The 13,043-nt window shown below is 43.6% G+C and carries 12 protein-coding genes; 10 read left to right on the plus strand and 2 right to left on the minus strand.

What is annotated here, in order from left to right:
* Positions 1–7 precede the first annotated feature (7 nt).
* The 9 genes from KTO63_RS00445 (at position 8) to KTO63_RS00485 (ending at position 7,282) form a co-directional block, all read left to right on the plus strand.
* On the plus strand, positions 8–706 hold the full coding sequence (locus tag KTO63_RS00445; protein WP_217789146.1) for a Crp/Fnr family transcriptional regulator: 699 nt from the start codon (positions 8–10) through the stop codon (positions 704–706).
* A 104-nt stretch (positions 707–810) separates the two neighbouring features.
* Positions 811–1,995, plus strand: coding sequence for a molybdopterin molybdotransferase MoeA (locus KTO63_RS00450; protein WP_217789147.1), 1,185 nt, complete (start codon positions 811–813; stop codon positions 1,993–1,995).
* Between the two features lie 15 nt (positions 1,996–2,010).
* Positions 2,011–2,754 carry a sulfite exporter TauE/SafE family protein gene (locus tag KTO63_RS00455; protein WP_217789148.1) on the plus strand — a complete coding sequence of 248 codons (744 nt, stop codon included), beginning with the start codon at positions 2,011–2,013 and terminating at the stop codon, positions 2,752–2,754.
* A 35-nt stretch (positions 2,755–2,789) separates the two neighbouring features.
* Complete coding sequence (locus KTO63_RS00460) at positions 2,790–3,311, plus strand: molybdopterin-binding protein (protein ID WP_217789149.1); 522 nt, start codon at positions 2,790–2,792, stop codon at positions 3,309–3,311.
* A 10-nt stretch (positions 3,312–3,321) separates the two neighbouring features.
* Positions 3,322–3,552 carry a MoaD/ThiS family protein gene (locus KTO63_RS00465; RefSeq protein ID WP_217789150.1) on the plus strand — a complete coding sequence of 77 codons (231 nt, stop codon included), beginning with the start codon at positions 3,322–3,324 and terminating at the stop codon, positions 3,550–3,552.
* Positions 3,553–3,621: 69 nt separating this feature from the next.
* A complete protein-coding gene (locus KTO63_RS00470) occupies positions 3,622–4,716 on the plus strand; it encodes a HesA/MoeB/ThiF family protein (protein WP_217789151.1) in 1,095 nt (364 codons plus the stop codon).
* On the plus strand, positions 4,709–5,146 hold the full coding sequence (locus tag KTO63_RS00475) for a molybdenum cofactor biosynthesis protein MoaE (protein WP_217789152.1): 438 nt from the start codon (positions 4,709–4,711) through the stop codon (positions 5,144–5,146). Before KTO63_RS00470 ends, KTO63_RS00475 begins: the two co-directional genes overlap by 8 nt.
* Positions 5,147–5,148: 2 nt before the next feature.
* The gene (gene moaCB, locus KTO63_RS00480) at positions 5,149–6,060 is read left to right on the plus strand and encodes a bifunctional molybdenum cofactor biosynthesis protein MoaC/MoaB (protein WP_217789153.1); all 912 of its coding nucleotides are present in this window, start codon (positions 5,149–5,151) and stop codon (positions 6,058–6,060) included.
* 286 nt (positions 6,061–6,346) lie between these two features.
* Positions 6,347–7,282, plus strand: coding sequence for a TraB/GumN family protein (locus KTO63_RS00485; RefSeq protein ID WP_217789154.1), 936 nt, complete (start codon positions 6,347–6,349; stop codon positions 7,280–7,282).
* Positions 7,283–7,376: 94 nt separating this feature from the next.
* On the opposite strand, the gene KTO63_RS00490 is transcribed toward KTO63_RS00485, so the two are convergent.
* Complete coding sequence (locus tag KTO63_RS00490) at positions 7,377–9,299, minus strand: menaquinone biosynthesis decarboxylase (protein WP_217789155.1); 1,923 nt, start codon at positions 9,297–9,299, stop codon at positions 7,377–7,379.
* 369 nt (positions 9,300–9,668) lie between these two features.
* On the opposite strand from KTO63_RS00490, the gene KTO63_RS00495 reads away from it, so the two are divergent.
* Positions 9,669–11,606: a gliding motility-associated C-terminal domain-containing protein gene (locus KTO63_RS00495; RefSeq protein ID WP_217789156.1), complete on the plus strand. Its 1,938-nt coding sequence runs from the start codon at positions 9,669–9,671 to the stop codon at positions 11,604–11,606.
* A gap of 349 nt (positions 11,607–11,955) precedes the next feature.
* Here the strand turns inward: KTO63_RS00495 and KTO63_RS00500 are convergent, their stop codons facing one another.
* Positions 11,956–12,798 carry a DUF6089 family protein gene (locus KTO63_RS00500; RefSeq protein ID WP_217789157.1) on the minus strand — a complete coding sequence of 281 codons (843 nt, stop codon included), beginning with the start codon at positions 12,796–12,798 and terminating at the stop codon, positions 11,956–11,958.
* Positions 12,799–13,043: the final 245 nt, after the last annotated feature.

Raw genomic sequence — 13,043 nt, forward strand, 5'->3', positions numbered from 1 at the left:
AAAGCGAATGAAAAAAAGTAAACATGAGTGTGATGTTGAAAGCTGTTTTTTGTGCAGATTAAGTATGAAAGAATGGCTTCCGGCAGTAAAAGAACACAAGAAGAATTTCGAGTACAAGAAAGGCGAACTGATTTTTAAAGAAGGAGATCCTGTAGTGGGTATTTATTTTATCTACAAAGGGAAAGTGAAAGTGCATAAGAAATGGGGCGATGATAAAGAACTGATCATTCGCTTTGCCACTGGTGGCGGCATTTTCGGGCACCGCGGTTTGGGTAATGACACCGTTTACCCTATTTCTGCAACGGCTTTGGAAACTACTACTGTCTGTTTTATAGAAAAGGAATTTCTGCTCACTTCGTTGAAAGTTAACCACGACCTGATGTTTAACCTGATGATGTTCTACGCAAATGAACTACAGGAATCGGAAAAGAATATGCGCAACATGGCCCACATGTCAGTAAAGGGACGTGTGGCAAATGCACTGCTTTCGCTGCACAGCAAATTCGGAATTGATGGCGAGGGCTTTATCGACCTTGTATTGAGCAGGCAGGATATTGCCTCCTATGCCGGCACGACGTACGAAACGGTGTTTAGAGTGTTGTCTGATTTTTCGGAAGAAAAGTTAATCAATGCATCAGGCAAGAGTATTGCGATCGTTGATGCAGAAAGATTACGGGCGATTGTCAACAGCGAAACCGGCGGGTAGAAACAAGGCAGTGCCTTGTCTGTCTCACATCATCCGGGTGTATCAGAGACAGGGCACTGCCTTGTCACTACGGGTGCAAGCACGCAATCAAAAAAACAAAAAGAATGATCTCTGTTGAAGAAGCCAAGCAAATTATAACCGATAACGTTCAGGCGCTACCTTCCGTAAAACTGTCGCTGATGGAAGCTGCGGGGCTTATAACAGCCACAGATATTTATTCACCCGTTGATGTCCCTTTCTTTGATCAATCGGCGATGGATGGGTATGCTTTTCATTTTGATAGTTGGAAAAACAATTCACTTACCATAAGCGGCGAATTGGCCGCAGGTGTATCAACAATTGAAACACTCGCGCAAGGCAATGCCGTTCGCATATTTACAGGTGCTCCGGTTCCTCCGGGCGCAGACACCGTTGTGATGCAGGAAAAGGTTGTAGCAGAAAATAAATTGCTCAACATACAAGACGAGCTTCTGCAAAAAGGAGCCAATGTTCGCTTAAAAGGTTCCGAAATCGCAAAGGGTTCTCTGGCGCTCGAATCCCACACACGCCTCACTCCTGCTGCCATTGGTTTTGTTGCCAATATGGGCATTGCAGCAATTGAAGTGTATGGAAAAATCACAGTTGCCATCATAGTTACGGGCAATGAATTGCAAAAGCCCGGTGCAACACTCACTCTCGGACAAGTGTATGAATCAAACTCATTTGCATTGAAAGCAGCATTGCAACAATTGCATATTCACAGCGTGATTACCTTTCATGCGAGTGATGATATTGTTGATGTCATGAACGCTGTTGAACGGGCTTCGGCACAAGCTGACATCATTTTAATGACAGGTGGCGTAAGCGTTGGCGATTACGATTTTGTGACGCAAGCGCTTGCAAACTTTGGCGTTGAAAAACTTTTTCATAAGATCAAACAAAAGCCGGGAAAGCCTTTGTTCTTTGGCAAGAAGGAGAACAAAATCTTCTTTGGATTGCCCGGCAATCCAGCATCCGTACTAACTTGTTTTTATGAGTACGTAACCTTGGCATTATCAAAATTAACATCGACCTTCGTACCGGTTCTGTCTACCAAAATGGTAGAATTAACGGAAGATGTGCAAAAAAAAGCAGGCCTTACATTTTTTCTGAAGGGAATTTGTACTGATAAAACGGTTGTTTCCTGTGGCGCGCAGGAGTCTTTCAGAATGTCATCTTTTGCAAAATCCAATTGTTTGGTATGCCTTGCGGAAAATGAAACCGTCTATAAAAAAGGATCTTTAGTTGAAGTCCATTTGTTACCCATATAGTAAAACAAAGAAAGAATGTCGGAAAGTCTTGTACTGGTATTTTACAGCTTACTTTTTATTGTTGCCTTTTTATATGCTTCTGTTGGTCATGGCGGAGCCAGCGGCTATCTCGCCTTGATGGCGGTATTCGGCTTCGCTCCTGCTGTTATGAAACCCACAGCTTTGTTGCTGAACCTGTTTGTGTCCATGGTTTCATTCATACAATTCTACCGCGGCGGGCACTTTAAATGGCGGTTGTTCTGGCCGTTTGCACTAGCATCTATCCCCCTTTCTTACGTGGGTGGTTTGATGTCGGTAGACGGCACCTCTTACAAAAGAATTCTCGGGCTGTTATTGCTTATACCCGTCATCAGGTTTACGTTTTTCAACAAGTTGCAAACCACCGAAACAAAAGAAAACAGCATTGGCCTTTCATTGTTGATTGGCGGTGTTATTGGTTTACTCTCAGGAATGATTGGCATTGGTGGTGGTATTATTTTGTCGCCCGTGTTGTTGCTATTGAAATGGGCGGACCAAAAACAAGCAGCTGCAGTCAGCGCCATATTCATCTTTGTAAACTCGGTCTCCGGATTGATGGGGCAACTTACAAAAGGCATCCAGTTTACGCAGGACATGTACCTGTATGTAGCCATTGCATTTGCGGGCGGACTCGCAGGCGCATACATGGGCTCAAAGAAATTTGACCAAACAATTTTGCGCGGCATTTTGTCTTGTGCACTGGCAATTGCGGCGTACAAACTGTTGTTTACAAAAGCATAGGAAATCAATTAATAATTAATAATTAGAAATTAATAATGAAGAACCTGATAATTGCATTGGCCTTAGTGTTGGCGTCTGCTTCAATCGGTTTTGCGCAGAAAAAAACATTTGCAACAAGTGATAGTATTGTGGTGAAGGGAAATATAAAAGCACCAATGGTTATTACGCCGGCATCGCTTTCTGCTTATAAGAAAGTAACTTTGGGAAACGTAGTGATAAAGAACCATGAAGGCAAACCGAAAGATACGTTATTGAATGTACAAGGTGTGCTGTTAAAGGACTTGCTGGCAAAGGTGGAACTTGATGAAAGCAATTTTAAAAAGTTCAGCGAGTTTTGCATCGTTGTAAAGTGTACCGATGATTATACAGTGGTGTATTCCTGGAACGAATTATTTAATTCGCCCACCGGCGACGCCACTTACATTGTAACAGATAAAGATGGCCAGCAACTTTCGCAAATGAAAGATAAGATAGCGATCATTACACCGAGTGATTACAACACCGGAAGGCGTTTCTCTAAATCGGTAGCTTCAATCGAGGTTAAAAGCGTTCAATAAAAACAGTTGTATGGGATTGTCAATTTTAGCATTCGGGCAAGTAGCGGAAATCACCGGCACTACATTTTCTTTCGATCATGTAGTGGATACCAATGCGCTTAAACTTGCGCTGGAGAAGGCTTTCCCTGCTCTGCAGCATGTTCGCTATACAATTGCAGTTGATAAGAACACGATAATAGCCAACACCCTTTTAAATGAAAATGCTGTGGTGGCATTATTGCCGCCATTTTCCGGCGGATGATTCCATACAGACGCATAATAATGCGCCTCCGCACAAAGACGCATTATCATGCGTCTCTACATTTTATCAATGACAGAAACAACACGATACGAACGTCAGACCGCACTAAAAGAAATTGGTGATCAGGGGCAGCAACAACTGTTGCAGGCAAAGGTATTGGTCATTGGTGCCGGTGGTCTGGGTTGCCCGGTATTGCAGTATTTAACGGCAGCCGGTGTTGGTGAGATCGGCATTGCGGATGATGACGTTGTTGCTCTCAACAATTTGCATCGCCAGATTTTATACACAGAAAAGCACGTTGGCAAATTAAAAGCGGAAGCTGCTACCGATGTTTTGCAGCGAATGAACTCCACTGTAAAAATCAATCAGCACATTGTAAGGCTGGACAACAAAAACATTTTGCCCATCATTCGTTTGTATGATGTGGTAGTTGATGCAACAGATAATATTCCGGCACGATACATTGTCAATGACGCGTGTTACCTGCTCAGAAAACCGCTGATCTACGGAAGTATTTTAAAATTTGAAGGACAGCTGGCCGTTTTCAACTACAATACAAGTATTACCTACAGAGACCTGTTTCCGCAACAACCAAAAGAAAATGAAATTGCTGATTGCAACGAAGCAGGCGTTATTGGCGTGTTGCCGGGGATTATAGGAAGTCTGCAAGCGGCAGAAGCGATTAAGATAATAACAGGAATAGGACAAGTTGCTGCTGGCAAATTGATCACTTACAATATGCTGCACAACAGCCTGTACGAATTCAACATTTCAGCAAATCTACTGGCAGCTTCGTTTTTGCCTGCTGATGAAAAAGCACTTGAGAATGCTGATTACGGCGAAGTTTGCGATGTATTTTCTGTTCGGGAAATTGACATCGCTTCTTTCGACGAAATACGCAATTTACCGGGCACCATTGTTGTAGATGTTCGCGAAGAATATGAGTTGAATGAAACGCCGGCCCTTGAAAGTATCCAAATGCCATTCAGTGTTTTTGATGAAAACATGGCACTACCCAACAGCGAGACCATTGTGGTGGTTTGCAAATCCGGACACAGAAGCAAAGCAGCAGCGGCGCTTCTTTCAAGGAAATACAAGAATGTTATTAGCCTGCAAGGAGGTCTCAATAACTGGCTCACATTAAACAAAATGGATCATGCATAAACCCAAAGATATTTTTATTGAAGGAGCCATCCCTCCTGCTATGATCGCAGATAGCATTGGCAAGCATCAAACAAAAACGGAGATTGGCGCACACAGTATTTTCCTCGGCCAGGTGAGAAAAGATGTGATCAATGAGCAACAAGTTGCGGCTATTGAATACACGACATACAAAGACATGGCGCTGGAAAAAATGCATGAGATCCGTGAAGAAATTTTTGCAAAATATCCGCTTACCTGTATGCATATTTATCACAGCCTCGGCATTGTAAACGCCGGAGAAATATGTTTATTTGTGTTCACTTCTTCTGCCCACAGAAAAGAGGCCATCGACGCATGCGAAGAAGTAGTGAACCGGATCAAAGCAGAATTGCCGGTGTGGGGAAAAGAGATATTTGAAAACGAATCCTATCAGTGGAAGCAAAATAAATAAGCATGGTAACCATCACAAACAAAGTCAACAGTCTTCGCAAAGCCATTGCGCAAGCGGTTGTGAGCGTGTCGCAGCAGGAAACGATCGAGGCCATCAAGAACAGGCAGGTTCCTAAAGGTGATGTGTTTGAGTTTTCCCGTGCCGCAGGTTTACTGGCAATTAAAAAAACAAGTGACCTGATTCCTGACTGCCATCCTTTGCCCGTTGAGTTTGCAAACATTACCTACACGATTGACGGTTTCAATATCATCATCGAAGTGGAAGTTCATACGATTTACAAGACCGGTGTGGAAGTAGAAGCCATGCACGGAGCCTCTCTCACGGCATTAACAATGTACGATATGCTGAAACCGATTGATAAAGAAATCGAGATCAGCCATATAAAATTATTGAACAAGAAAGGCGGCAAATCAGATTATAGCGATCGCCTTAACAAGCAATTGTTGTGTGCGGTAGTTGTGTGCTCAGATAGTATTGCCGCGCAGGAAAAGAAAGACAGTGCGGGCAAAGCCATCATGCAGATATTGCAGCACCATGGTTTGCAAACAAATTATTACGGGGTAATTCCTGATGAGTTTTCCTTGATCCAGGAAAAAGTTTTACAACTGAGCGAAGAGAATTACAACCTCGTTCTCATCACGGGTGGCACGGGTTTGTCGCCCCGCGATGTAACTCCTGAAGCTATTACTCCACTACTCGACCGTGCCATTCCCGGCATTATGGAGGCGGCCCGCAGCTATGGGCAACAACGTACTCCATACGCTATGCTTTCACGGGGCGTTGCAGGTTTCATTAAAAACACACTCGTTATAACACTACCCGGTTCCACTCGCGGCGCCGAAGAAACAATGCAGGCGCTGTTCCCCTATGTGCTGCATATTTTTAAAGTGGCGGAAGGGATGAGACATGATTAATTTGAAAATGAAAGGGAACGCAGATGCTCATGATTGTCATGATTTGTTAAGATCTTTTGATTTGAGATTCGTTATATGCGACCTCCCCGGTTCAACACTAAGGGACTAAGTCCACTGAGCTCCACTAAGGGTTGTTTTAAATTTAGATACTTCTTAGTGCAACTTAGTGCACTTAGTGCCTTAGTGGTAAATGAGGGACATCAAACTCAACGAACTTCAAATCTCAAATCATCACCAGTCATAATAATCTTAAAAATCTGCGTTCCATTTTCCGTAAATTAGAAGTATGAAAAAAATCACCGCGTTCATCCTTTTCTGTGCCGTGGCCCTGGGGCTGTATGCACAGAAATCTAACAATAAATCTGCCGCCGTTAAAAATGAACCTTTGGCCAATACATTGCTTTGGAAAATTAGCGGTCACGGACTAGCCCATCCTTCTTATCTTTTTGGAACCATGCACATTCTCTGCGCCGATGATGCGCAGCTGAGTGACTCGCTGGAATATGTCATCAGAACCACGGACAAAGTGTATTTTGAAATTGACATGGACAACATGATGGAGATGATGGGTGCATTGAGATACATTCGCATGAATGGCAATCAGAAATTGGCGGACTTGCTGAGTGAGGGTGACTACAAAAAAGTGAAGGATTATTTCACGAAGAATCCGTCTATGATCCCATTCAGCATGATGGAGAAATTCAAACCTTATTTCATTGCATCGCTGTTGTCTGAACAAAAAATGGATTGCCCGCAGAAAGACGGCATGGAGCAAGTGATCATGACCTACGCTAAGAAAAAAGGCAAGGAAATAAAGGGGCTTGAAACGGCGGCATATCAGGCGAGTATTTTTGACAGTATTCCTTACAAGACGCAGGCTGATGAACTGGTGAAGATGATTGATAGTATTGATGTTAAAAGTAATGATGACACCGATCTGGAGGATGTGTACAGGAGCCAGGACCTTACTAAAATCCAGGAAATGGTAATGAAGGAGGACGATATCAATCAATCGCTCGACCTGCTTTTATACAACCGCAATAAAAACTGGGCGGTAAAAATTAATGATATCATTCAATCCACGCCATGTCTTTTTGCCGTAGGCGCAGCGCACCTTCCGGGCGATTTGGGCGTCATCAATTTGTTGAAAAAACAAGGATATGTTTTAACACCGGTTAAGCATGCCCCAACGAACAAAAACACGCAAGTAGCGAGGAAATAACTGAATAACTGAGTAACTGAATAACTGAAAGTTCAAATTCAGTTACTCAGTACAAATATCAACCACTCAGTTATTCAGTTATTCAGTCAATCAGTTACTCCACTACCGCTTCTTCGCCATACATTTGTCCCTTGTACTTTAAAGATGGTGATGGAAGAAATGCTCCCAAACCAAGCTTGCTCCATTTTTCATCTACTGATTTGATGGTTTCATCTGCGGCGACGATAATGTTCGGCCAGTCACGCTGAAAGCCGTCCAGTTCTTTGGTTTTGCGCGTACCGTCCAGACCAAGGCAGGCAAAGGTTTTGCCGGTTTGCGTAAGCGAATCTCTTTTCACCAGGAACGAATCACGTTTTGGATCAAGATTGTTACAGAAACGCCACAATGCAGTTGGCAGATCTTTCGCGTCCACCGTATGTTCAACATACAAGATCATTTTGATGCCTTCCATTTCAGGAAGTTTGCAAAGCTGCTCATGCAACTCTTTTACGTGATGTCTTCTATCTTTTTCCACGGAAACAATAATGCAGCCAATACCATCTTTCAGCAGCGCTGTGTTCACGCTTTTTATTTCAGGATACAATTGGAGAAGTGTGTTTTCGTTCAAAGCAAATGCGGCAGGTGCCAACCAATTGCAATCTTCAATTTCTTCTTCCATTTTTTTGGTACCGTCAATACAGATCTTACCGCCAAAACCCAGTTTGTTGCAACTGTGGTCCAACACATCCATCGGGCCGGTGCTGATGATCACATCGTTTGCCACGTCTAAATTGGCGAACACATATTTCGCAAGTGCTTTGTAGTCCTGTATTTTAACATGCTGGTCTCCCAGCACCAAAATTTTGTTGAACATCATTTGCCCCGCTCCCCACATGGCGTTCATTACTTTCTGTCCCTGTCCGGCATATGATTTTTCTATCTGCGCAATCACCAGGTTATGGAACACACCTTCAATCGGCATATCCATATCAATGATTTCCGGCACCATCGTCATTTTGATCGGTGCAAGGAAAATTCTTTCTGTCGCCTTTCCTAACCATGCGTCTTCTTGTGGTGGAATACCAACGATGGTCGCAGGATAAACCGCATTCTTTTTATGTGTAATAGCCGTGATGTGAAAACGCGGATACCAGTCTGGCAGTGAATAGTAGCCTGTATGATCACCGAACGGTCCTTCCCAAATCAGTTCATCATTTGGCTCAACATACCCTTCTATGATGAAGTCTGCATCGGCAGGCACTTCTATTTCAGGTTGTGTGATACATTTCACCAGCTCTACTTTCTTCTTGCGTAAGAAGCCGGCCAACATGTATTCATCTACATTTTCCGGTAATGGTGCAGTTGCACTATACGCATAAGCCGGGTCGCCGCCAAGTGCCACCGCCACCGGCATTCTTTTGTTCAACTTTTTATATTCGCTGAAATGTTTCGCGCTCACTTTGTGCTTGTGCCAGTGCATGCCGGTAAGCGTTGGGCTAAACACCTGCATGCGATACATACCCACATTTCTTGAATGGGTGTTGGGATCTTTTGTATGAATAACCGGCAGGGTCACAAACGGGCCGCCGTCTTTCGGCCAGCAGGTAATCACCGGCAGTTTTGTGATATCCGGTGTCGCCATTACCACTTCCTGGCACTCGCCTCTTCCGCTTTTTACTTTGGGCATCCAGCTGGCAAACTGGCTCAGCTTCGGTAACAATTTCAGTTTGTCGATAATGTTTTCCTTTGGAGCGGACAGCATTTTAAACAGCCCTTCAATTTCTTTCGCTACATCGTCCAGGTGATTTACGCCCAGCGCCATGCACATGCGTTTTTCACTGCCGTATGCGTTCATAAGTACGGGGAAATCGTAGCCTGTATTTTCGAACAACAATGCCTTACCGCCATTGCCGCTTTTGCTTATCCTGTCTGTTATCTCTGCTATCTCGAGTGCCGGATTCACGTATTCCTTAATGCGAACCAATTCTCCTGCACTTTCAAGCGCCTGTATAAATTCCTGCTGATTTTTGTATGCCATGGCTGCAAATGTACCCAATTTGAAAATTTGAAGATTTGAAAATTTGAAAATGAGGGAGAGCGCAGATTTTCATGATTTGTCAAGATTTTTTTGATTTGAAATTTGACTTAACCAGCAATCGCAAACTTCAAATCATCAACAATCATGAAAATCTGCGTGCCCGACTGAAGTCGTTCGGGCGGGCGTTCCTTCTCTCATATTTCGCCGCCACACATTAAATCTCAAGTCATACTCCCTTGAATGCCCAATTAACTTATATATAACAAAAAGCCCGATTCATTAAAAAATATCGCACATTTCATTTTCAAATCTTCAAATTTTCAAATTAATAATTTGTAAGTTTGTTAATACACCCGACCACATGCTGCCATGAAAAGACTGTTTATCTCGTGCATTGTAATTCTATTTCTTAGTCCGCAAATATTCGCCCAACAATTGTGCAACGGCAGCCTTGGCGATCCCGTGGTGAACATTACTTTTGGCAGCGGCAGCAATCCGGGGCCGGCGTTAAGCTCTTCAGTTACTACTTACACTTACATAACAAGCGGCTGTCCCGGCGATGGTTCTTATACCATCAGCAACTTGGTTCAAAACTGTTTTAACGGCACCTGGCACACTGTCCGAAATCATACTCCTAACGATGCGAGCGGCTATATGATGGTGGTAAATGCAGACTTCAATCCTAAGGATTTTTACACGCAAAAGGTTACGGGTTTGTGTGGAAACACCACATACGAATTTGCAGCCTGGATAGTAAACTTGCTTACTAATGCACAAAGCTCGTGCGGCGGACCGGGTGTTGCGCAAGAGCCGGATCTGACCTTCAGAATAGAAACCACAACAGGCACTGTCCTCAGCTCGTATTCGACAGGCCAAATTCATTCGACTGCATCGCCTGATTGGAAACAATACGGTCTTTACTTTAAAACGCCCACAAATGTTGAAGAGGTAGTGATCCGAATGACCAACAACGCAAATGGCGGTTGCGGAAATGACCTGGCGTTGGATGATATAACCTTTCGTGCCTGCGGTCCTATGTTGAATGCAGGAGACGCAACAACCCACAGTTCCAGCGTGAATCAATGCGAGAATGCGTTATCGCCGGTACAGTTGGAGGCAACCGTTACGTCCGGTTATAACAATCCCACTTATCAATGGCAGAAAAGTATCGATAATGGCGCTACATGGTCAGATATTCCCGGCGCTACTACCACTACCCTTAATTTCACTCCAGCCGGAAAAGGTGTGGCTCTATACCGTATCGCATCTGCAGAACTGGGGAACATCAATTCATCAGCGTGCAGAATTGTATCGAACGTGGTAACTGTTACGGTTAATGCTATTCCGGTGACGGGCATCGGCTCCAACAGTCCGGTTTGTGATAACAATACACTGAAACTTTCCGCCAATGCAGGCAAAAGTTTCGCCTGGACAGGGCCAAACAGCTTTACGTCAATCGACCAAAACCCAACATTGACGGCACACGGGGTTAACGCAGGAACTTATAAACTAGCTTATACTGATAACAATAACTGCTCCACGACCGGCTCTGTCGATGTAGCAGTAAATCCGCTGCCGGTAATAACTGCCAGTGAAGATGTGGCTATTTGCAGCGGTGAGTCGACCAACCTGCAAGCCACCGGCGGCGCCAATTATGTGTGGTCGCCACCAACAGGATTATCAAGTTCAGGTATTGCAAATCCTGTCGCATCTCCAACTCAAACGACGACTTATCATGTTTCTGCATCTGACGTGAACGGATGTACGGGCTCTGATGACGTTATAGTAACGGTTTGGAAAAATCCCATTGCTGATGCTGGTCCCGACAGAAAAATATTAGAGGGGCAATATATCACACTAAACGGCTCCGCTTCGGGTGATGATATCAGTTATAGCTGGCAACCGCTTACGGACATTTCCGGCGAAACCACCTTGCAGCCAACCGTGAACCCCTCGAAAGATGCTACTTATACCCTGGTCGTAACATCAACGCATAATTGCCCCCCAGCCACCGATGATGTTTTTGTCAAAGTATTTAAAAAACTCATCGTACCCAATGCATTTTCTCCAAATGGAGATGGGGCAAATGACTATTGGCGCCTCGAATCATTGCAGGTCTATCCAACATCTACAGTAAAGGTCTATAACAGGTTTGGCCAATGTGTTTTTTCGGCCATCGGAGCCGATTCGCCAATTTGGGATGGAAAATTTCAAGGCAAACCATGCCCTATGGGTGGTTATTCCTACGTAATTGATTTAAAGAATGGCACGCCGGTGTTGACGGGAATGTTGTTTATTGTGCTGTAGATTTATGCGGAACGCTTAATGCCCAATGCTTAAAGCTAGTTGAAATTCAGATCTTGCCGATAAGTATTCAAATGACAAGAAAATGGGAGGTCTTTTGCTCTAGGCATTAAGCGTTATGCGTCCTGCATGTAGAATAAAAAAAGTCAATGAAAAACTTCATTGACTTTTTTGCGATAAGGCTTTAATTAATTGAAAGTTGAAAGTTGAAAATTGAAAATTGAAAATTATTGGAAACCGGATTGTGAATGCTATTCGAAATATCGGGCGAATACGATTCGATACATTGGGCGAATGCGATTCGCCCCTACGGTCAATTAATTCTCAACTCTCCATTCTCCACTCTCAACTACTAATAAACTCTCGTTGGGCAACCCAATCCTTTCGGTGCACGGCCGTTATTGCCAATGCCGATGCTCAGTGAGAAGCCAGAAAAATAGTACCAGTCTTTTCTGTTAGCGCCGCCTCTCTGCGTACCATCTACAGGATATGTGGGATCTCCGTCTTTTAATTCACCGCCACGATAGGCCATTTCAACTGCCAGCGGACCTTTTGCAGCAAGCAATGCATCATGGTCAACATATGTTCTGCTTACATCATCAAGATAGTCTGTCAGAGCAGGTCTGAAGCCCATTTCATAACCAAGAACGAGGTTGTCTGCCAGTTTGAAATGTAAGCCAAAACCAAAGGGAATGGTGAACTGTGTGAGATGATAATTTTTTCTGTCAGGATATTGCGCGAGACCTTGTCCTTCTGTGCTTAATGGCTGAAGAAAAACTTTTCTGCCCAATGTATCATAGCTGTAAGGATTGAAATGATAAAAACCAATGCCGGCAAACACATAAGGGCTTAATCTTTTCTCAGAAAGATCTAAGAAATCATATTGCGCCAAAACCTGTCCTTCCGTTATGTTGCTTTGAAAATTAAGGTTACGTGCTTTTCTATAGAAGTTGTCGCTGTTCTTATCATCGGCACCAATTTTACCGAACATCATTCCTGCTTTTACAGAAAGGTGATTATTCAAATCATATTGCGCGCCCAGGCCAAATGCGGCCTTGGAACCACTGAATGTGTATCGCTTGTCCTGCAGATCTCCCTGGTAGTTTGCCAACCCACCAAACAACGTAACATGAAATGGCTGAGCCATCGATAACAGAGGGAGTACTGTGATTAAAAGGATGAGTAATTTTTTCATAATTTATTAACGGTATATCTCGCTAAACAATTTTTAAGCCAGTTTTTTACACAAGGCCCAAACAAACTTTTAAAAACCACTCAGGTAAGCAGCCAGATAGTTTTAATAACGGCTATAAGGGAAGGGACATTATTGGGTAATGCAGTCAAAAAATCACGATTCTTTTATGGATATAGGTTTTTAGCCGTTTTCACAACTCAAAAACTCATAACTCACAACTAACAACTTCGTGAGGATATAGCGGT

This window comes from Pinibacter aurantiacus (assembly GCF_019130065.1).
In the GTDB taxonomy this organism is placed as follows: domain Bacteria; phylum Bacteroidota; class Bacteroidia; order Chitinophagales; family Chitinophagaceae; genus Pinibacter; species Pinibacter aurantiacus.

What these genes read in the sequence shown, in the direction of transcription:
- KTO63_RS00445 (WP_217789146.1), top strand. Translation starts at nt 8, where the DNA reads ATGAAAAAAAGTAAACATGAGTGTGATGTTGAAAGCTGTTTTTTGTGC.
- KTO63_RS00450 (WP_217789147.1), top strand. Translation starts at nt 811, where the DNA reads ATGATCTCTGTTGAAGAAGCCAAGCAAATTATAACCGATAACGTTCAG.
- KTO63_RS00455 (WP_217789148.1), top strand. Translation starts at nt 2,011, where the DNA reads ATGTCGGAAAGTCTTGTACTGGTATTTTACAGCTTACTTTTTATTGTT.
- KTO63_RS00460 (WP_217789149.1), top strand. Translation starts at nt 2,790, where the DNA reads ATGAAGAACCTGATAATTGCATTGGCCTTAGTGTTGGCGTCTGCTTCA.
- KTO63_RS00465 (WP_217789150.1), top strand. Translation starts at nt 3,322, where the DNA reads ATGGGATTGTCAATTTTAGCATTCGGGCAAGTAGCGGAAATCACCGGC.
- KTO63_RS00470 (WP_217789151.1), top strand. Translation starts at nt 3,622, where the DNA reads ATGACAGAAACAACACGATACGAACGTCAGACCGCACTAAAAGAAATT.
- KTO63_RS00475 (WP_217789152.1), top strand. Translation starts at nt 4,709, where the DNA reads ATGCATAAACCCAAAGATATTTTTATTGAAGGAGCCATCCCTCCTGCT.
- moaCB (WP_217789153.1), top strand. Translation starts at nt 5,149, where the DNA reads ATGGTAACCATCACAAACAAAGTCAACAGTCTTCGCAAAGCCATTGCG.
- KTO63_RS00485 (WP_217789154.1), top strand. Translation starts at nt 6,347, where the DNA reads ATGAAAAAAATCACCGCGTTCATCCTTTTCTGTGCCGTGGCCCTGGGG.
- KTO63_RS00490 (WP_217789155.1), bottom strand. Translation starts at nt 9,299, where the DNA reads ATGGCATACAAAAATCAGCAGGAATTTATACAGGCGCTTGAAAGTGCA.
- KTO63_RS00495 (WP_217789156.1), top strand. Translation starts at nt 9,669, where the DNA reads ATGAAAAGACTGTTTATCTCGTGCATTGTAATTCTATTTCTTAGTCCG.
- KTO63_RS00500 (WP_217789157.1), bottom strand. Translation starts at nt 12,798, where the DNA reads ATGAAAAAATTACTCATCCTTTTAATCACAGTACTCCCTCTGTTATCG.